The sequence below is a fragment of the Streptomyces tanashiensis genome (genome assembly GCF_014648895.1).
Lineage (GTDB): Bacteria > Actinomycetota > Actinomycetes > Streptomycetales > Streptomycetaceae > Streptomyces > Streptomyces tanashiensis.
In genome coordinates this window covers 1-19,561 of the sequence record NZ_BMRZ01000030.1, presented here as the reverse complement: position 1 = coordinate 19,561, position 19,561 = coordinate 1, and the positions used below count along the sequence as shown (strand labels likewise).

At 68.1% G+C, this 19,561-nt stretch carries 13 protein-coding genes and 2 pseudogenes; 9 read left to right on the top strand and 6 right to left on the bottom strand.

The annotated features are described in order from the left end of the window. Window positions 1-219: 219 nt before the first annotated feature. Entirely contained in the window at window positions 220-483 is a 264-nt protein-coding gene (locus IE237_RS41220) for a response regulator transcription factor (protein WP_189807058.1), read from the top strand. Between the two features lie 182 nt (window positions 484-665). After that, entirely contained in the window at window positions 666-1,094 is a 429-nt protein-coding gene (locus IE237_RS39455) for an ATP-binding protein (protein WP_189807040.1), read from the top strand. A gap of 150 nt (window positions 1,095-1,244) precedes the next feature. On the opposite strand, the pseudogene IE237_RS39450 reads toward IE237_RS39455, so the two are convergent. Continuing rightward, window positions 1,245-1,669, bottom strand: a pseudogene (locus tag IE237_RS39450) (GntR family transcriptional regulator). 368 nt (window positions 1,670-2,037) lie between these two features. On the opposite strand from IE237_RS39450, the gene IE237_RS39445 reads away from it, so the two are divergent. The 6 genes and pseudogenes from IE237_RS39445 to IE237_RS41215 all read left to right on the top strand — a co-directional run. Next, window positions 2,038-2,964, top strand: a complete 927-nt coding sequence (locus IE237_RS39445; protein WP_370468349.1) for a substrate-binding domain-containing protein — start codon at window positions 2,038-2,040, stop codon at window positions 2,962-2,964. A gap of 31 nt (window positions 2,965-2,995) precedes the next feature. Then, window positions 2,996-4,078: a mandelate racemase/muconate lactonizing enzyme family protein gene (locus IE237_RS39440; protein ID WP_189807037.1), complete on the top strand. Its 1,083-nt coding sequence runs from the start codon at window positions 2,996-2,998 to the stop codon at window positions 4,076-4,078. Beyond that, window positions 4,075-5,151, top strand: coding sequence for an ABC transporter permease (locus IE237_RS39435; protein ID WP_189807036.1), 1,077 nt, complete (start codon window positions 4,075-4,077; stop codon window positions 5,149-5,151). Before IE237_RS39440 ends, IE237_RS39435 begins: the two co-directional genes overlap by 4 nt. A 65-nt stretch (window positions 5,152-5,216) precedes the next feature. Beyond that, window positions 5,217-6,197, top strand: coding sequence for an ABC transporter permease (locus tag IE237_RS39430; protein WP_229844154.1), 981 nt, complete (start codon window positions 5,217-5,219; stop codon window positions 6,195-6,197). Then, complete coding sequence (locus IE237_RS39425; RefSeq protein ID WP_229844146.1) at window positions 6,194-7,993, top strand: sugar ABC transporter ATP-binding protein; 1,800 nt, start codon at window positions 6,194-6,196, stop codon at window positions 7,991-7,993. Before IE237_RS39430 ends, IE237_RS39425 begins: the two co-directional genes overlap by 4 nt. A 14-nt stretch (window positions 7,994-8,007) precedes the next feature. Continuing rightward, window positions 8,008-8,193 (top strand): annotated as a pseudogene (locus IE237_RS41215) (IS5/IS1182 family transposase); the annotation flags it as partial. A gap of 152 nt (window positions 8,194-8,345) precedes the next feature. Here the strand turns inward: IE237_RS41215 and IE237_RS39415 are convergent. Continuing rightward, a complete protein-coding gene (locus IE237_RS39415) occupies window positions 8,346-11,228 on the bottom strand; it encodes a right-handed parallel beta-helix repeat-containing protein (protein ID WP_189807034.1) in 2,883 nt (960 codons plus the stop codon). Between the two features lie 1,130 nt (window positions 11,229-12,358). Between IE237_RS39415 and IE237_RS39410 the strand changes: the two genes are divergently transcribed. Continuing rightward, a complete protein-coding gene (locus IE237_RS39410) occupies window positions 12,359-14,707 on the top strand; it encodes a glycoside hydrolase family 20 protein (RefSeq protein WP_189807033.1) in 2,349 nt (782 codons plus the stop codon). A gap of 1,345 nt (window positions 14,708-16,052) precedes the next feature. Here IE237_RS39410 and IE237_RS39405 read toward each other — a convergent pair. From IE237_RS39405 to IE237_RS39390, 4 genes are all read right to left on the bottom strand, one after another. Beyond that, window positions 16,053-16,334 (bottom strand): hypothetical protein, encoded by a 282-nt coding sequence (locus IE237_RS39405; protein WP_189807032.1) that lies wholly within the window; start codon window positions 16,332-16,334, stop codon window positions 16,053-16,055. Between the two features lie 154 nt (window positions 16,335-16,488). After that, on the bottom strand, window positions 16,489-17,955 hold the full coding sequence (locus tag IE237_RS39400; protein WP_189807031.1) for a hypothetical protein: 1,467 nt from the start codon (window positions 17,953-17,955) through the stop codon (window positions 16,489-16,491). Between the two features lie 233 nt (window positions 17,956-18,188). After that, window positions 18,189-19,139, bottom strand: coding sequence for an aldose 1-epimerase (locus IE237_RS39395; RefSeq protein WP_189807030.1), 951 nt, complete (start codon window positions 19,137-19,139; stop codon window positions 18,189-18,191). A 6-nt stretch (window positions 19,140-19,145) separates the two neighbouring features. Next, window positions 19,146-19,427 (bottom strand): SMP-30/gluconolactonase/LRE family protein, encoded by a 282-nt coding sequence (locus IE237_RS39390; RefSeq protein WP_189807029.1) that lies wholly within the window; start codon window positions 19,425-19,427, stop codon window positions 19,146-19,148. Window positions 19,428-19,561: the final 134 nt, after the last annotated feature.

The following is a 19,561-nucleotide window of genomic DNA, read 5'->3' as shown; positions in this document are numbered from 1 at the left end:
CGCCCGCGCGATGTCCCTCCGGTGCCGAAAGCGCTTGCGGACGCGCCGCCGAACTCCTCGGAGCGCGTCGGCGGATCTGCAACGAGCTCGGCGTCCCCACCCTCAATGAGGAGGAGTCCCTCCTGATCGAGGCTCGCGGCGCGCAGCTCAGGGGGACCTCGGTGGGTCGCCTTTCGAGGCGGCCTTGGCGGGGGCTACGCCTTCGATCTCGACGCGGCGATCGACTACGCGCTCGGCATCGAAGGCGACGAGCCCGAGCCGTCTGCCGATGAGGGCGCCGCGGACGCGGAGCCCGGTCCGCTGACCGCACGGTTACAGCGGGTCGCGGGGCTGGTGGCGAGGGGACTGTCCAACCGGAAGATCGCCGAGGACCTGGTGCTCTCCCTACGGACCGTCGAAGGACCCGTCGATCACATCCTCACCAAGCTCGGCTTCACCTCCCGCGCCCAGATCGCCACCTGGGCCGCCCGTCAGAGCGGCTGACGAGGAGACCCTCGGCTACCGCGTCGACCACTGGGAGCAGTGGTTCGCCCCCGGCTACTCATCTGGCGCCCCCAGGTAGTACGTGGGGGGTACGGGTACGCGAACAGGTAGTACTACGGCTGTGCGGGACGGGCGAACTGGCGACTGTGGATACATCGTCCGATTCATCCCTTGGAGTCCTGATGACTGCAGAAGCCGTTTACACCCGGCCTTGTGTCATAGGTGCCTCCGGGCCGGATCTGACGCTCAGCACGGATCACGTCGCGGGCATCGGCGCGATGCGGCGGCGGCTGATCGACACCCTCGGGGCCTGTGGATGCGCCGAGCTGATCGTCGACACGGCGGCGCTGCTGGCCACGGAGCTGCTCAGCAACGCGCTGACGCACGCCGACGTGGGCGGCGAGCCGTTCCAGGTCCGCCTGGACCTGTACTGGAACGGGTGCGGTCTGACGATCGTGGTGACCGACCCGGACCCGCGGCTGCCGGTCGCCACGAGCGCCGACGACGACGCGGAGCACGGGCGGGGCCTCGAGCTGCTGGATGCGCTGGCCACCCGCTGGGGCGCCTGCCCTGCCGGTGCTGGCAAGACCGTGTGGTGCCACATCGCCTGAGCGGTGATGGGCCGCGGGATCCGGCCCGCCCGTCGTACGGCCCGAGGTCGTACCGAACCAAGCCGAACCGATAGGTAGGGGAGCACCCGATGTCTCGAACCTCGAACGATGCACCGATCACCTCGTCGCCGCGCCCAGCGTTCGATCCGGTCAGCATGAACCCGAGGGGTCGGCCGGATCGGCCCCAAGGGCGCTGGTCAGGCGTGCGCGGGAACGGCGGATGTGGCTGCGCATGGCCGACTCGGCGATGTCGGGGTCCTCCGCGGCGAGCGCTTCCAGGATGCGCGCGTGTTCCTGGCAGGTCTCGGTCGCCATGTCCTCCCGAAAGCGCAGCCGGTACAGGTGTGTGCGTGGGCGTGCAGGCGGTCGAGCATCCGTCGCATCAAGGCACTTCCGCACGTGGCGGCGATGCGGTCGTGGAAGTGTGCGTCGTGATCGAGGAAGGACTGGCGGGGCCCGCGGCTGCTGTAGTCGCGGGTATCCCGCATCGCGGTGAGGCCCTCGGCCAGCGAGGCGAGCTCGGCCTCGGTGATCCTGCCGGCCGCCTTCCCCGCTGCTGCCGGCTCGAGGATCATGCGCATCTCGAACAGTTCATCGAACTCCACGGCGCCCAGCAGTGGGGCCGCCGCGTAGCCCGCGAGGGAGCGCCGGACGAGCAGTCCGTTTGCCTCCGCGTGGAGGTGGGTCGTCGGCGTGAACGATTCCGGTCTCGCCTGTTCTGTCTTGATGACAAGGCTTGACCGCAGCCGTGTGCCACTTCGATCTCCGTGTTGAAAATATACGATCCTCGCGATCTTGGGTGAATGACATGAGCCGTTCCTCCGTAAAGTCCCTCAAGCGCGCAGCCGCAACGGGCGTGGTCCTGCTGGCGGCTGTCGCATGCAGTACCAAAGGCGCGTCCGACACCGCGGCCGCACCGTCCGCGGCGAAGCCGCTGTCGGCAGTGAAGATCGCGCTCGTTCCGGGCGGCTCGCACCCGTACTTCCAGCCGTGGAAGACCGCCGCCACCAAGGCCCGGTCCGACTTCGGGCTCGGCGCGGTGACGTTCAACGAGACCGCCGAGTGGGACCAGGCGAAGCAGAACAGCGTGCTCACCTCGCTCGCGGCGCAGGGCTACACGGCGTTCGGCGTGTTCGGAGTGTCGCCGACCGACATCAACAGCACCTTCAGCGACCTGAAGGCCAAGGGCTACGCGGTGGGGTCCCTCGGCTCCTGCCCGGCCGGAACCACCGACAACGCGGACTTCTGTCTGTCGACCGACGTCGAGCAGGCCGCCTACACCGCGGCCAAGGCGGCGATCAAGGCGATGGGCGGGCACGGCGCGCTGGTCCACCTCACCGGTAACAACGCCGACTCAAACACCCAGCGCCGGATCGCCGGGGTGAAGAAGGCCATCGACGAGACCGGCGGGAAGGTCACGCTGCTCACCACGGTGACCGACATCGACAAGGACCTGCAGACCGCGCAGAAGGCGGTCTCCGACCTGCTCACCGCACACGGAAGCAAGATCAACGGGATCGTCACCACCGCGTACAACCCGGCGGTGGCGGCGGCGGCCGGGGTCAAGGCCGCGAACCTGCCGATCAAGGTCGTCGCGATCGACGACGACCCGAAGATCCTCAGCGGGATCAAGGACGGCTCGGTCGCCGCGACGGTGACGCAGAATCCGGTCGGTCAGGCCTACGTCGGCTCGTGGGCGCTCGGCCAGCTGCAGAGCAAGGCCTGCACCGTGCGTACTCCCGGCATCTCGATCGACTCCGGCTCCTTCGTGGTGACCTCCGAGAACGTCGACACCTACGACGTCGCCCGCCAGGCGAAGACCACGCAGCTGATCGCCGACTTCAAGGCCAACGTCCTCTCCTGCTCCTAGCAGAAAGACGGAACCTGAGAGAGACGGGCAGATGACAAGGATCCTCGAGGCGACGGCCTACCTGGTCGAGGTCGAGACGGTGCGCACCGATGCGGTCCAGGCGTTCCTCAAGCAAGAGACCGTATTCGTGGAGCTGAGGACGGATGACGGGCTCACCGGCACCGGCTACTCCTACACCATCGGCACCGGCGGGACTTCGGTGCTGGCGATGTTGAGGGACCACCTGCTGCCGCGGCTGCGCGGCTGTGACGCCCGACTGGTCGAGCACCTGTGGCACGACCTGTTCGCCGTCACCCGCGCCACCACGGTCGGCGCGATCACTTCGCTGGCCCTCGCGGCGGTCGACACCGTGCTGTGGGACCTGCGCTGCCGACGAGCCGGGGAACCGCTGTGGCGTCTGGCAGGCGGGTTCCGCCGCGAGGTGCCGCTGTACGACACCGAGGGCGGCCGGCTGCACCTGTCCACCGACGACCTGGTCAAGGGCGCGCTCGCCTCGCAAGCCGCAGGCTGGCCGGGCGTCAAGCTCGAAGTCGGCAAGATGCGCGTCGACGAGGACGTGGAGCGGCTGAGCGCGGTGCGCGCGGCCGTCGGTCCGGAGCTGGACATCATGGTCGACGCCAACCAGTCGATGACGCACGCCGAGGCACGCCGCCGGGCCGCCGCGTTCGAGCCGGTGGGACTCCGTTGGTTCGAGGAGCCGCTGCCGGCCGACGACGTGGAGGGCCATGTGGCGCTGGCACGCTCGACGTCGATACCGATCGCAGTCGGCGAATCGTTGTACTCCGCCGCCCAGTTCCGTGACTACCTCGCCCGCGGTGCGGCGTCGATCGTCCAGGTCGACGTTGCCAGGGTCGGGGGTATCACCCCGTGGCTGAAGGTCGCGCACCTGGCCGAGACGTTCAACGTCCACGTCTGCCCGCACTTCCTGATGGGGCTGCACGTCTCACTCGTGGCCGCGGTGCCCAACGGGCGCTACGTCGAGCACATTCCGCAGCTGCGCGCCATCACCCGGACCGAGATGACCGTCCGGGACGGTCATGCCGTCGCTCCCGACGGCGAAGGCCTCGGCATCGACTGGGACCGCGACGCGATCGAAAACCGGAGGGTTTCATGAGCGCACCACCTGTGGAGCGGACGGACGTCGAGGTGGAATCGAGGGATCGGGCCAAGCCCCGGCGGCGCCTGGACCCCGGCCGCGCCCAGCGGCTCGGGCTCCTCGTGGTGATCGCCGTCCTGGTCATATCCTTCGGCTCGGCCAGTTCGGCCTTCTACGACCAGCAGCTGACGATCTTCCCCCTGCTGCGCGACATCTCGATCCTGTGCGTGGTGGGCCTTGCCCAACTCGCCGTGATGTCCATCGGGCACATGAACCTTGCCGTGGGCCGGATGGCCGCGTTGTCGGCGATGGTCATGGGACTGGCCTACCAGGAATTGCATCTGCCGCTCTACGCCGGCCTGGTCCTCGGGCTGCTGGTCGGCGCCGCGATCGGTGCGCTCACCGGGTGGATCATCTCTGCGACCGGTGTGAACTCCTTCGTGGTGACCCTGGCGATGGACTTCGTCCTGCTCGGCCTGGTGTCCCTGGTCTATGCGCAGTTCACCACGTCGGCCGCGTTCACGGTCAAGCCGGCAGGCATGGACGAGCTGCGGAAGTACTCGCTGGCCGACGTGTGCCTCGGGCCGGTGTGCGGGTCGCCCGCCGTGCCGCAGCTGTTCCTGTTCACCGTCGTGGCGATGCTGGCCGTCGGCTGGCTCTACTCCCGCACCCGGGTGGGCCGCGAGCTGCTGCTGGTCGGCTCGAACATCAAGGCCGCGCAGCTGTCCGGCATCCCGACCGGGCGACGGGTCATCGGCGCGCACGCGCTGTCCGGGACCCTGGCCGGGCTGGCGGGCTTCATGCTCGCCGTCACCGCGGGCTCCTTCACCGCCACCATCGGCTCGGAGTTCATGATCCCCTCGTTCCTCGGGCCGGTGCTGGGCGGCACCCTGCTCACCGGCGGCGCAGTGTCGGTGATCGGCACGTTGCTGGGCACCACCCTCACCCAGGTGATCCGGCAGGGGCTCACCCTGCTCGGTGTCGGGTTGGAGAGTCTGAACATCTATCTCGGCGCGATCCTCCTGCTGGCGCTGTCCACCGGGCGGATCAGGACCGTGCTCTCCGAGCGAAAGGCGAGGACCTCCCGATGACGACACTAGGCCGTTTTCTCCCACCCGGCGCCGGCCGAATCCGGAGATTCGCCCGCAGTACCGAGATGACCCTGGCCGCCGTCGGCGTGATCGGATTCGTCGCCCTGGCGGCCGATTCCCACGGCAGCCTCCTGCAGGGCAACGCGGTTCGCGGCATCCTGACGTACCTGAGCGTGCCGATCCTGATCGGACTGGCCCAGCTGGTGGTCCTGGCCGCCGGGCAGATGAACCTGTCGGTCGGCGCGCTCGGCGGCTTCCTCTCGGTGTTCACGGCCGCCCTGATGGCCGACCACGGCGTTCCGGCGCCGCTCGCGATCGGCATCGCCCTGCTGGCCGGGACGGTGATCGGGGCCGGCAACGGCATTCTGGTGGTGGTCACCCGAATCAACGGGTTCATCGTCACCCTCGGCACGATGACGATCCTGCTCGGCCTCCAGTACCGGGTCGCCGGCACCCGGACGATCGACGCGGGATCGGCCGCCTTGCAGCGGTTCGGGTCCATGTCTCTGCTGAACGTCCCGACCATCTTCATGGTCGCCCTGGTCGTTGCCGGCGGGCTGGCGTTCTTCCTGCGCCGGGTCGCTGCCGGCCGCAGGCTGCTGGCTTCCGGCGGAAACCCGCTGGCCGCTGAGCTGTCGGGCATCTCCAATGCCAGGAGCCTGGTTCTCGCGCACACGCTGTCCGGTCTGATCATCGCGGTCGCGGCGGTCGTCGCGGTCGCCTCGGCTCCCGGCGTGAACAAGAGCATCGGCGGGGACTGGCTGCTGCCGAGTTTCGCCGCGCCGATCATCGGCGGAGCTGCCCTGGCGGGCGGTGCGGTATCGGTCCTGGGCGCCGTATTCGCGGCGTTCATCGTCCGGCTGGTCGACCTGGCCCGGGCCCAGTACTCCCTCGACCCCAGCTGGGTCAACTTCACGGTGGGCGCTGTCGTGCTCGGGACGGTCGTCATCGGCCGGATCCAGGAAGTCCGGCAGACCAGAAGCCGACAGGCGAAGCCCGACACCGCATCCCAGAGCACCAACTCCACTGTCAGGAGCCCAGCATGACGAACAGCCGGATTCTGGAGACCGCGCCGCCGCTGCTGGCCGCCGAGCGGCTGGTGAAGGAGTTTCCCGGGGTCAGGGCGCTGGACGGCGCGACGCTGACCATGCGGGCTGGCTCGGTGCACGCCCTCCTGGGCGAGAACGGTGCGGGCAAGTCCACACTGATCAAGGCCCTGACCGGGTTGCACCGGCCCGACGCAGGGACGTTGGAGGTCGAAGGCCGCCCGATCGTCCTGAACTCCTCGGCCGACGCGGTGCGGGCCGGCGTCGCCGTGGTGCACCAGGAGCGCAACCTGATCCCCGAGTTCTCGGTCGCCGAGAACATCACGCTGCGTCAGATACCCTCCCGTCGTGGTCTGGTGGACCGTGAGGTGATGCGCGACACGGCACGGCGCTGCCTGGACCTGCTCGGTCTCGACCTGGACATCGATGCGCCGGTCAAGGGTCTGTCGGTGGCCCAGACGCAACTCGTGGAGATCGCGAAGGCGTTGTCCACCGAGAGCCGGGTGCTGTTGCTGGACGAGCCGACCTCGGCGCTCACCATGGCCGAAGCCGACCGGCTCTACGACGTCGTCGGACGTCTGCGGGACCAGGGCAGGTCGATCCTGCTGGTCAGTCACAAGTTGGAGGAGATCTTCGCGCACTGCGACACCGTCACGGTGTTGCGCGACGGTTCCTCGGTGCTCGAAGCGGCGCCGCTGTCCTCCTACAGCACCGACGAGGTCGTCGACCTGATGGTCGGCCGCTCCCACACCGCGGTCCAGTTCGCGCCGCGACCGACTCCGACGGAGGGGCCCGCCGCGCTCGAACTCGACGGCGTCGCCACCGCGGGCGGCCATCAGGACGTCTCGCTGGCGGTGCGCAGGGGCGAGATCGTCGGACTGTACGGACTGGTCGGGGCGGGGCGCACCGAGTTGGCCCGGGCGATCCTCGGCCTGGACCGCCTGACCGACGGTCAGATTCGGGTGAACGGAGAACCGGCCAGGATCGGCGATGTGCGCAGCGCGCTGAACACGTACCGCATCGGCTACGTTCCGGAGAACCGGAAGGAGGAAGGGCTCTTCCTCGACCAGTCGCTCACCATGAACATCGCGGTGACCGTGTGGGAGCGCATCAAGCGCGCGGTCGGCTACGTTCCGCGACGCAAGGAGCGCGACCTGGCTGCCGACTACACCACACGGCTCGGCATCCGCAGTGCCGGAACGGGTCAGCAGGTGAGTACCCTGTCGGGCGGAAACCAGCAGAAGGTCAGCCTCGCGAAGTGGCTTGCCGCCCAGACCGAGATCCTCATCATCGACGAGCCGACCGTCGGGATCGACGTCCGTACCAAGGCCGCGTTCCACGAACTCATCTGGAACCTCGCCGCGGACGGACTCGCGATCGTCCTGATCACCAGCGACCTGCCGGAGATGGTCACGCTGGCGGACAGGGTCGGGGTGATGCGCGAGTTCCGGATCGCCGGCTGGGTTGACAACGACGACCACGACTACGGCACGGTCAGCCGCGCCGTCATCGACCTCATCCACGCCCGCGAGCCCGCATCCGAGCCCACGATAGTGCGCCGCCACCGACCTCGGCCAGATCACCCGGGCCGTCAAGCGCGGGACAGCACGAATTCAAGTTCAGTACTTCGCGGACTGAGTTCTGGGAAACAGTGCGGGGAGACGCGGTGGCACGTGTGGCACCGCGCCTCTTCTCACAGGTGTCGTACTCTCGCCGGCTGGAGGTTCCTGGGAGACGTTCGCCGCGGCGGCTTTCCTGATCGCCCGTTCGTTCTCGCTACTGAGCGCCGGGGATAGCCACCCGGACCGCGGCCTGCTCCAGCCGGGCGATCCGGCATCTTCCGCGGGGTCGGGGTGCCGCCGTCGCGATCCCCGAACGCCGCGACCAGGCGGCCGACCGCCGGCGCCGAGGGCGCCTCGCCGGCCGGCCGCCCGCCTTCGGCAAGGAGGTCTACCGCGACGACAACGTGGTCGAGCGGCGCTTCGCACGTCTCAAGTAGTTCCACGCGATCGCGACCGGGTTCGACAAGCTCGCCGACCGCCACTGCGCCGAGTCTTCCTGGCCCCGAAACCAGTCCGTGATCGTTTGTCAGACACTGCCGGGAACCCAAGGCCATGTGACGGGCTGCGCTGTGAGCTGCTCGTCGACTCAGCCGTTGATCGAGAAGCCGTCGAGCGTCGTGTACGAGCCGGACAGCTTGGTCACGACGATGGTGTGTTCGGCGTTCGTGAGACCTGTCGCCGAGTAGAGGACGACGTTGGCCTTGCGCGCTCCGTCGGCGGGCACGGTACTCACGACCGTCTGAGTTCCCCCGTCGATGGTGATGCCGATGTCGCCCTGGTCCGTGTACTTCTCGCCGTAGACCGCGACGGTCGTGCCGGTGAACTTGTAGGCCGCGGTCGACCCGTTCGCCGAGGCGTAGTGGATGTTGTCGCCGTAGTCGCCGAATCCGCGGTTGCTGTCAGTCGAGAATCCGCTGTAGGTGATGGCGGGATCGGTGTCGTCGACGCGGCCCGCGAGGTCGGGCAGAGCGTGGGTGGGGGTGAAGCCGTCGAGCACCGCGTAGGAGCCGGACAGCTTCGTCACGACGATCTTGTGTGTGCCCTCGTCGAGCCCGCCCGTGGCGAAGACGCTGACGTTGCTGCGGCGTTGCGTGTCCGTGGTGCTCACCCGCTGCTGCGGACCTCCGTCGATGCTGACGCCGATGTCACCCTGATCGGTGTTCTTCTCTCCGTAGATCTGGATGCCCGTGCCGGTGAAGGTGTAGGTCGCGGTCGAGCCGTTGGCGGTGGCGTAGTGGACGTCGTTGTTGAGATCGCCATGAGTTCGGTTGGACGAGAGGCTGAATCCGCTGTACGTGATGCCGGCGTCGGTGTCGTCGACGCGGGTGCCGACCGAGATCTGACCGGCGGTGGTGCCGACCGGGACCGGCACGAGGAGGAATCCGGTGGACAGGCGCGTGACACCGCTCGCCGGCGTGTTCTTCACGTACACCGTGGTCGCGGAGTTGAAGCCCTCGCCTGCGACCAGTACCTGTGTGGCACCGCCGGTGGGCGAAACGTAGGTGATCTTCGCTGCCGCGGTGCTCGCGAAGGTGGAGTTCGCCTCCCGGACACCGGCGCCCGACAACATGGCGCTGGGGATGTCCGTGGGGCCGGGGGACGCCGGAATGGTCGTGTTGCCGCTCGCGTGGGTGTCGGTCGGCTGGCCGCAGGGGTAGTACTGGATCTTGTTGGAGAAGTAGTTGTCGGTGATCCACAGGTGGCCGGTCGGCGAGCATCCGCCCTGGGAGGCGGAGCCGCCGGCGAAGCCGACGTTGCCCTTCCAGTTGACCCACTCGGCGCCCGCGTCGTCGTAGTAGGTGAAGTTCGCGGCGGGGCTGTCATAGGCGACGTTGCCGGTCACCTGTAGACCGTGCGCGAGGGTCTGGACCGGGTCGATGGTCCCGTCGGGCTTGTAGTGGTACTTGGCCTGGTGGCCCTCCACGTACACCGCGCCCCCGTCGTGCCGGACGGACAGGTAGTGGTGGATGAGGTTGTTGCTGATCGTGTTGTCGGCGTTGATGTTGGTCGAGTTCTGCGGGTGGTTCGCGTCATCGACGTGGCCCTGGATCACGCCCGCGGTGATGCCGGTGTACGGCAGGTCGTAGAGGTTGTTGTGGGTGATGGTGGTACCGCGGGAGAACAGCAGTGTTATCCCGCACGCGGAGGCGTAGTCGACCCCGATCCTGTGGATGATGTTGTCCGACACCGTGGTCCCGGTCAGGATCTCGTTCTCACCGATCGTGTCACCACTCACGGCGGCAGCGTCGGGCGTGCAGTTCTTCCTGATCCCGTCGGCATGGGTCGGATCGGCGGGCGTCGGATCGTAGGTGCAGCCGAGGATGATCGCGGTGGAGGCGATGTCGGTGAATTCGTTGCCTTGAATGAGGGTGTTCTTCGACCCGTACATGACGCTCAGCCCGGCGCCGCCGAGTGCCGTGAACCTGTTCCCCCTCAGAGTGACATTGTTCGACGCCGTGAGGGACACGTTGCCCAGGGGCTGCGTGAGCGCGCCGAACGGGCAGGTTCCGGCGGGTGAGGAGAAGGTACAGAGTCCCTGGTTCCTGCCGAGCGACATACGCAGGTTGCTCTGGACGTCGGAGAAACCGCTCGGGCCGGACGGCGCGTTCCACGTGGCGTAGGAGAACTGAAGGCCCTGGAAGGTGACGTCGTGCAGTGGGTTGGCCAGCCTCCCGGCGCCCTGCAACAGCGATTCCAGCCTGGGGAGCTTGACGTCGAGCGAGTTCATCTGCTGGCCGGCCAGGGGCTGGTAGTAGAGCCTGCTCGCCGCCGAGTCGAGGTACCACTCGCCCTCGCTCAGCAACGACCTGGCGTTCTGCACCAGGGTCGGCTTGTTGTTTCTCGACATCGACGGCAGCAAGCCGCTGGCGTTCGAGAACCCCGATCGTGAGGTGGTGCTCTCCCAGCAGGGCTGTGTCATGGTGAGCGCGCCGGTTGACGCCGTGAAGCCCGCGACTCGGCACCGGGAGTCCGTCCACTGTCCGTTGCCACCGGGATAGGTGAATTCGACGCCGGAGACCTGGGCGGCTGTCAGAGCGCCGAACCAGGCCATCGCGGCGCTGTCGCCACTGATCGTGTACCCCGTCGACGTACCGGTCCACGCGCCGTTGAAGCCCAACTCGGCCCTGCTCGCCTGGGCGATCTTCGCCGACTTGCCGTTGACGTACAGCTGCCTGGTCTCACTGCCGGCGGGCACTGGCGCCGACCAGACACCGGAGGTGCCGACCTGAGTCCACCCGGTGACCGTCGTCGCGCCGGAGATCACCGGGTGGGCACCCGCGGCAGCTTTCCACACCACGGGGTGTCCGGCGGTGCCGGAGTCAGCCGGGCCGAATTTCCATGGGGCGCCGAGTTGGTAGGTCCCGTCCCCGATCAGGACGGTCACATCCGCGTCCGGGGTCGCCGCCAGCTTCGCCCGCACCGCGCTCTGTGCCCCGGTCAGGGAACACGGTGCGGACGGGGAGCACACGGAACCGGATCCTGTAGGGGACGCGTACAGACTCACCGCTGTCGCGGCCGAGGCGGACGTGCTCGCCCCGAGCCCCACACCTGACAGCAACAGCGCCAGCATCCCCACTCCGGCGGTCAGCCGACTTCGATTGGTCCACATCTTCAATGCCACTTCTTTCCGTCGGTCCGGGCATCCTGGCGTCGACATGGTCGGACCCAAGCCGCCCAGTGGGTGTTCGGCCCGCCATCCGTTCATCGGCATGGCCTGCGATGTCTTCCTGAGGGTTGTCCCCTTGCCCGGAGAGGAGGGAGATGGGGCAAGGGATGTGGTGACCTGCCCGGTGCCGGCTCGACTCGCGCCTCGACGCCGGCCCTGGAATCTCGTCGAACCGGATGTCGGCGAGCGGCAGGGGATACGGGACAGTCCTCGGGCTCTCCGCTTCAGGCGGTCAAGCACGGGATGTCGATATGGCGTGGAGCGTAAGTGCGCCTCCCCCCTCGGTCAAGAGCTCCACGGAAACCCCTGTGGCGACCTGGCCCGACTCGCGAGCCGCGGCAGAAGTCCCCTGCGGCTCCGCTCGGTTGACTGCGGCCGAATCGCCGTCCAAACGGCTCGGACGGTCCACCGCCGCGCGTCGTCTGCCACGCCCCCTCGGCCTGGTTCGGCCACTCAGCGGTTTCGCAAGATTGTTTCACAAACATGTCTAGACCACTGTTGACACTGGCTCGTGGCCTCACACATCATGAACGCCTCGGACATGTCCGCAGCCAGTGGCGAACCCCCTGTGCGGCATGGGTCCGACGTCTGCCTCACCGACCCGTTCGGTCCGTCGCGAGGAACCTCATCATGAGACGAACTGCGCTGCCGCACGGCCGGAATCTGCCGACCGCCGCCGTGCCCACGCCTCCTGCCCGGCCCCCCAGGAGCGCCGAAGTGGTCACCATGCCGCCGGCGGATGCCAACCGTCTCCCTGCCCATGCTGGCAGCCGGCGAACAGTGTGATCGACATCGACCACGGCCGCCCGATTCGCCTGCATCCCGCCTCGCCCAGGGCGCGAGGACCGAGACCGGCCCGGTCTCCCCTCTCCGGCCCGACAAGCCGCAATCACAGTGCCGTTACTCAGTCGTTTTCAAACAGGAGGTTCCGGATGGGTGCCACATGGCGCGCGCGTTTCTCGCAGTCGCTCCTGGCTGGTGTAGTCCTGGTGGCCTTGGCGCCTGCCGCCGGCGCCGCAGAGGAGCAGGCGAACTCGGCGCCGCCGGGTGTGGTGCCCGCACTGCAGAACTGGACGGGCGGAACGGGACGGCTCGTCCTGACCTCCGGCAGCAGGGTCGTCGTGCCGGTGGGAGCGTCGGCCGGCCTGAAGGACCTGGCCGGGCAGGTGGCAGCGGACGTGGCGGAGATGACCACGCTGCACCCCTCTGTCGTGACCGGGGCGGCCGGGGCCGGTGACATCGCCCTGCGCGTGGACCCCCAGGCCGACTTCGGGTCGGCCAAGTCGCAGTTGCGGCCTGAGGCCTACAGGCTCAGCGTCGGCACCAAGGTCGAGATCGTCGGTGGGAGCGACAAGGGGGCCTACTATGGCTCACGCAGCCTGCTGCAGGCGGTCGTTGCCTCACCAGACCATGTCAGCCTGCCGGTGGGCACCGCGGTCGACTACCCGGACTACGCCGTGCGCGGGTTCATGCTCGACGTCGGGCGCCGGTTCTTCACGCCCGAGTACATCCGGGCCCAGCTGCGCTGGATGGGCTGGCTGAAGATGAACACCCTGCAGATCCACCTCAACGACAACGGGTTCGCCAGCCACTACGACAACGACTACGCCAAGACCCCGGCTGCGTTCCGGCTCGCAAGCACCAACCCGGCGTTCGCAGGGCTCGCGGCCAAGGACGGTTCCTACTCGCGCGCCGACTGGGACGGTTTCGAGGCCACGGCCGCGAAGAACGCGGTCACGATCGTCCCTGAGATCGACGCGCCCGCGCACTCCCTCGCGTTCATCCGCTTCAGGCCCGAGCTGGGGCTCAACAACGGCAACTCCGACCACCTCGACCTGAGCAAGCCCGCCACCACGGACTTCATGAAGAGCGTGTTCGCCGAATTCACGCCCTGGTTCCGCGGCCCGAGTGTCCACATCGGCATCGACGAGTACCCCACCTCGATGACGAGCCAGTACAAGGCCTACGTCAACACCATCGCCCCGTACGTGCGGTCGCTCGGCAAGGGCGTCAATGCGTGGGGCAGCTTCACTCAGATGGGCGGAAGTGGTGCGGGCTACGACAAGGACATGGTGATCAACAGCTGGAACAACGGCTGGTACTCACCCAAGGCCGCCATCGCCGACGGCTACAAGGTGATCAACTCCAACGACGGTCTGCTCTACGTGGTGCCGTTCGCAAACTACTACCACGGCCAGGGCCTCGACGGCAGCTACATCTTCAACAGCTGGGCACCCCACATCTTCGGCGGCACCAACAACCTCACCGCGCAGGACCCCGACCTGCTCGGCGCGATGCCCGCGGTCTGGAACGACCAGACATGGGTGGACTACACCGAACTGCAGGTCCACGGCCTGATCGAGAAGAGCTTCGCCGCGCTCGCCCAGAAGATGTGGTCCCCCACGGCGGGCGGAACCGACTACGCGGCCTTCCTCGCCAAGGTGGCAACGGTCGGCCAGGGCCCGGGCACGGGCTACCTGCCCGACACGATCACCCGCCAGGTCACCCCCGGTGACCTCGCGCAGGGGCGGCCGGCGACCGCGTCGTCGTCCGAGGTGAGCACGCTCGGCGCCGCCAACGCCGTCGACGGCTTCGACACCACCCGTTGGGCCAGCGCCTACAGCGACAACCAGTGGATCCAGGTCGACCTCGGCAGCGCCAGGACCTTCACCTCGGTCCGTCTGAACTGGGAAGGCGCCTACGGCAAGGACTACGACATCCAGACGTCGGCCGACGGCACCACCTGGACCACCGTGGCCCAGCGACGCGGCCGGACCAGCGCCGGCCTCGACACCCTCACCTTCCCGGCCGCCACCGGCAGGTACGTCCGGATGAAGGGCATCACCCGCGGCACCACCTTCGGATACTCGCTCTACTCGTTCGAAGTGATCGGCAGCGACCTCGCGCAGGGGCGGCCGGCGACCGCGTCGTCGTCCGAGGTGAGCACGCTCGGCGCCGCCAACGCCGTCGACGGCAACGAGACCACCCGTTGGGCCAGCGCCTACAGCGACAACCAGTGGATCCAGGTCGACCTCGGCAGCGCCAGGACCTTCACCTCGGTCCGTCTGAACTGGGAAGGCGCGTACGGCAAGGACTACGACATCCAGGCGTCGGACGACGGCACCACCTGGACCACCGTGGCCCAGCGACGCGGCCGGACCAGCGCCGGCCTCGACACCCTCACCTTCCCGGCCGCCACCGGCAGGTACGTCCGGATGAAGGGCATCACCCGCGGCACCGGCTACGGCTACTCGCTGTACAGCATGCAGATCCACGCCTGAGGTTCCCCGCGGGATGCGGAGGTGGGGAGTTTCCCTCTCCGCATCCCGCGGCAGCCCATGCGGTCCGCCGGCCACCCGCTGACATCACGATGTCTGTGGGGGCATCGCACTCTGCGCAATCGAAACGGGATCTTCCGCGGTGGATTCGCTCGAACCCGCTGCCGGACACCGCCCTGAGGGCCTCGCCTGCCCCTGTCGAGCGTGCTCACGCCCTCGCAATCCGATACTCGCCCTAGTCGTTCGCGGTGGATGATCGCGCGGTGAGCCTGGCCGCTGCCGGCGACAACCGGCCGCGGCGGGTGCATCGCGTTGGCGGTTGAGAGCCTGCCCGCTGGCAGACCACGACCCCTCGTACGGTCTGGAAGTGCGAAGAAGCGCCCGCCAGAATCCGGCGAGAGCTTCTTCGCACTCCGGGGGAATGCTCACGAGGGAGCGCCAGCGCCGCCGATCCCACTGAGGCCGCCAGTCAAGGAGCCGAGGGGTGAGCTGGAGCCAGCCTCGCCCGAGGCATTGGGGCAGGGGTGGCTGCGTCGCTGATTGGCGCCCCCTTGAGGAGCCTCGTCAACAGACTGCTGATCATGTCGAGGCTGGACAGGGAACTGGTCAGGCCGCCGGTGCCACCTTCGTTGGCGGCACTCGACTTCAGGGGGTCCTTTGCAGTGGACGCCAGGTTGTTGAGGGGCAGCGAGTCCACGCCCGGCACCCCGTAGCGATGATCAACATCCTCACGGATACCTCCCGGTGAGACTGGCAGGCGAGCTGTTGAGTAGGGTCTTTGCAGGTCAGAGCAGGTGGGGCGAGTCGTGGATCTTGGCGGTTCATGGTCTGGAAGGGCGGTCCTGAACGGTACTGATGCTGACTCTTCTGGCAGTAGGTCAGTTCGGCGTGGAGCAGAGGGGCTTTGCGTCTGCGTAGCGTGGGGAATTGTCGACGCCTGACCGCCTTCACGCACAGGTGCGGATGTGGCGGGTGGTAGGGGAAGGTGCCTATCGCAGCCGAGCGCAACCTGCACGGGAGGAGTCTCGTCCAGGCAGGCAATGCCGTTCCGTGGCCAGGGCCCGAAGCGATGGTCGTCGGGCTGTCAGGTCGCCTACCTGCCCGGACTCACGATGCTACGGATCACCGTGGCATGACCTTCGAAACCACGGCGGAACTCCAGTGGGCGAGCAGCAGGTCGGGGGGTGCCTGCCTGCATCCGCAGTGCGCTGGCCGACGTCCTGGACGGGGGGTAGGCACCCCGCCCGATCGGGTGCCACCGCAGCCACGCCGACGAGCCGGCCGCCGTCCGTGTCCGCTCTCTGTGCCGCCGACACGGTCCTCACTGCCGCCGCCGTCGGCATTGCCGTCACCGGCAACTCGTCTTGGACGGTGGTGCCGGACAGGGCCGGCGCGCGGATGTCATCGGGCTCCCACTTCGCTCGGCGAGCAGGTGCCGCAGGCCGTCGGGCGTGCGTTGACCGGCCTGTTCGGCCGGCTTCCAGCTGTTCTTGCGGGCTACCGGGGCGAGCGGACCGCGTACGTCGTCACGCATGCGGCAGCGGAGCTCGACCCGGCCGAAGCGGTGCCCGACGGCCGGGAAGAGATCGTTCAGTTCGCGGTTCCACTGCGCGGCGTGCTCGGTGATCACCCTCGGAGGCCGCCCCGCCGCTGCCACCACCATTGGCGCTGTCGCACGATCGAGGGGCGGTCTCCGTGAGACCGCCCCTGCTAGACCGGATTCCCGCTACAGGCCCGCCACTCGGCGAAAAGGCCAGGCCGGACAGCGAAATCCTGCTGGAGTACTAGTACGCGGCTTGAGTGATCTTGTACCTACCGCTGGCGGCGACGACTCGGGCGAGGTAGGCCCAGGCGGCGTGGTGGGAGACCCATTCCTCCCGGCCGGGGTAGTAGTCCTCGCTTGCGCCGATGTAGGTGCGTCGGTCGGTGGATCGTTCCTGCATCTTCTGGACCTTGGTGAGGTGGGGCACTGCCCAAGTGGATCCCTTCACGCTGGCGAACGCGTCTTCCTTGAAGCTGTCGGCGAAGACGTCCATGGTGGCGAACTGCATGCGGCGGGAGGTTCCCCAGTCGTTGCCCATGGGGTAGTAGATGTCGCTGTTGTCGGTCGGGTTGGTGTTGGTGCCCGCGTAGATCTTCCCGCCGGGCGCCCTGAACGTCTTGCCCGCCATGTTCGGGTCGGTGTAGGGCATGGTGCCGGCAGGCAGGTTGAGGTCGACGAGGGCGGCGTACATGCGGTCGTAGCTGCGGCGCACGGCATAGGGGGTGTCCTGCTTGGACAGGGCCAGGGTGAGTGCCCCGCTGAGGTTGATCGCGAACGACTCCATGTAGTCGGGGTGGACGATGTTGTGGTTGACGACAGTGCAGTCCTGGTTGACGTTGGAGCCGGTCATGCTGCCGAGCTTGAAGCCGTTGACGGTCTTCCCGGCGTCCGCGCCGGTGCCGACGTCCGAGGGCCGGGAGTTGGCCTTGAGTGACAGTGCGACGACCTGCTTCATCCACGTCGCCTTGTTGGGGTGGTTGGGCATCATCGAGGCGGCCAGGGCGATCAGAGAGTTGTTCCAGGCGATGGTCTCGGACTGAGTGTCGCCGGGCCAGATGTAAGTGCCGTCGACCCTGCGGTAGTAGTCGGGCTGCCAGGTGTTGAAGCGGTTGGCCTCGTACTCCACCATCTTGCGGACGTACTCGCGGTCCGTGGTGGACAGCTTGGCCCACAGGAGCCAGCCCGCGGTCCCCGCGAATGCCGCCCAGTGCGCGGACTGGCCCGCGTCGCCCCAGCCGCCGGCCAGGTTGGCCTTGTGCCGGTAGGCCAGCGACCGGATCAGCTTCGTGGTCATCGACTCCGCCACTGCCTGGGTGACGCCGGTCTGCGTCGCGGAGTACACACCCAGGCTCAGCGCGGTCGCCAGACCGAAGGCCTGCGCGGCCCCCGGGCGGATGTTGTTCTCACCGTTGCCGCCGAAGTCCAGGTACGCGCCGGTCTGCGCGTCGAAGTTCTTCGTGGTGTTCCACCAGGTGGTCACCGCGAACTGGTTGGAGTTGCGCAGCACTGTGGCGACGCTGTTGGTGATCGTGTCAGTGGGCTTGACCAGCCCGGTGAAATCGATCGCGACGACATCTGTGGCGGCGGCACTGGCCGGGCCCGCGAGCAGCAGCGATCCGGCACCCGCAGGCACGGCTGCCGTGACCACACGCAAGCCGATGGCGCCCAACGCGCCCCGGCCGAACTGCCGACGACTGAGGTCAGACATGGAGACTCCCTGGTCGATGAGGACGGAGCAGTGGTACGGGACCGTCCCGGGGTTGATGTGCGGGGTATAGGGAAACCGGCCGCCGGAGATCGCCCCTCGGCTGTTCGGCGGAGAAGGTGCGGCCGTCACCACGCAGGAGGTGATCTAACTAGCCGGGCACGAAAAGCGGAAGACCTTATTCCATGAGAAATTGCATGATCATGGTTCATTTGAGGGAATACATGGATTCATCCTCAGGGGAGATCGGTGATGCTGAGAACGACGTCGCTGGTCCAGTTGCTGCCGGCCGGCAAGAGGGGGGACCGGCCGCGGGTGCGACAGCCCGGGGAAGGGCCGCCGGACAGGACGTTGGCGGGTTCGATGGCGACGACGTAGGCGCGTCGAAACCAAGGGAATCCCGGGCTCGCGTGGCACTCCTGCCACAGCCAGGCGTGCGGGAACGGGGTGGTGTCCCATGCGAGTCGGATGCCGAAGCCGGCTGTGGGGCTGTCGATGGCGAACCAGCCGGCGTCGAAGTCCGTGAGACAGGCGAAGACGGATCGTCCACTGTGCGGGCCGTGGACGTGCCGGAGGCCGACGGTTGCGCCTTCGGCGGTGGAGACGAGCGGAACGGTGGCGCTGGTGTCCGGTGGCAGCAGATCGCCCGGCTGTTCGGCGTCGGTGAGAACGGCACGGGCGGGGGTGGTGATGACGCAGTGCTCGTCGATGAAGGGCGCGCCGAATCCCGGGTGTTGGACCCACATGACGGGCACGGGCTGGTCGGCGGTGTTGTGCACGGTGTCGCGGACGTTCAGTGCGGGGCCGTCCAGACGTAGGGTGCGGGTGAGCCGAAGCGGGGCGGTGATGAGGTCGGTGGCCAGCTGGATCCGGGAGTCGTCGGCGTCGACAACCGACCAGGGCACGATCGCTGCCTCGCCGTGGTAGGCGAGGCGAACGCCGTCGACGGTGCGCTCGTCGCCCGCGTTGGGGACCGGATGCTGCCAGCCGCCGCCGTACCGAGCGAGCCAGTCGATTCGGCTGTCGCCGGTGACGGGTGCGCTGGCGAGGTCGCTGCGTTCCCGAGGGGTGCGGAAGAGGATGTCGATGCCGGTGGCGCGTTCGGTGATCGAGGTGACGTCGGCGCCCTTGTCGGGACGGACCTCCACCGTGAGGCGGTTGTTGTGCAGCCACAGGGAGGATGTCATGGCTGGTCAGGCTCCGAATCGGTTGACGGGCAGGCCGCGTACGCTGAGACCGCGGACGGCCAGGACGGATCCGGCGGGACCGGCAGAGTGGGGTCCGAGGCCCTCACGGCCGGTGGTGACGTAGAGGACGTCGAGGCCGGGGCCGCCGAAGGCGCAGGGGGAGGGCTGGGCGACGGGCACGGGGACTTCCTTCAGGAGGCGACCCTCGGGGTCGAGGCGGACGAGTCGACCGCCGCCCCTCATGGCGGTCCACAGGCAGCCTTCGGCGTCAGTCGGACAGCGTCGCATCAGGCGACGACGGTGGCACGGAAGACCGTGCCCGTACCGGTGAGGTGGTTCGTCTCGCCGGCCGGTACGAAGACCGACGTGCCGGGGGAGAGGGCCACTCCGGCCGTCACGGGCCGACCTGCGATGGCGAGCAG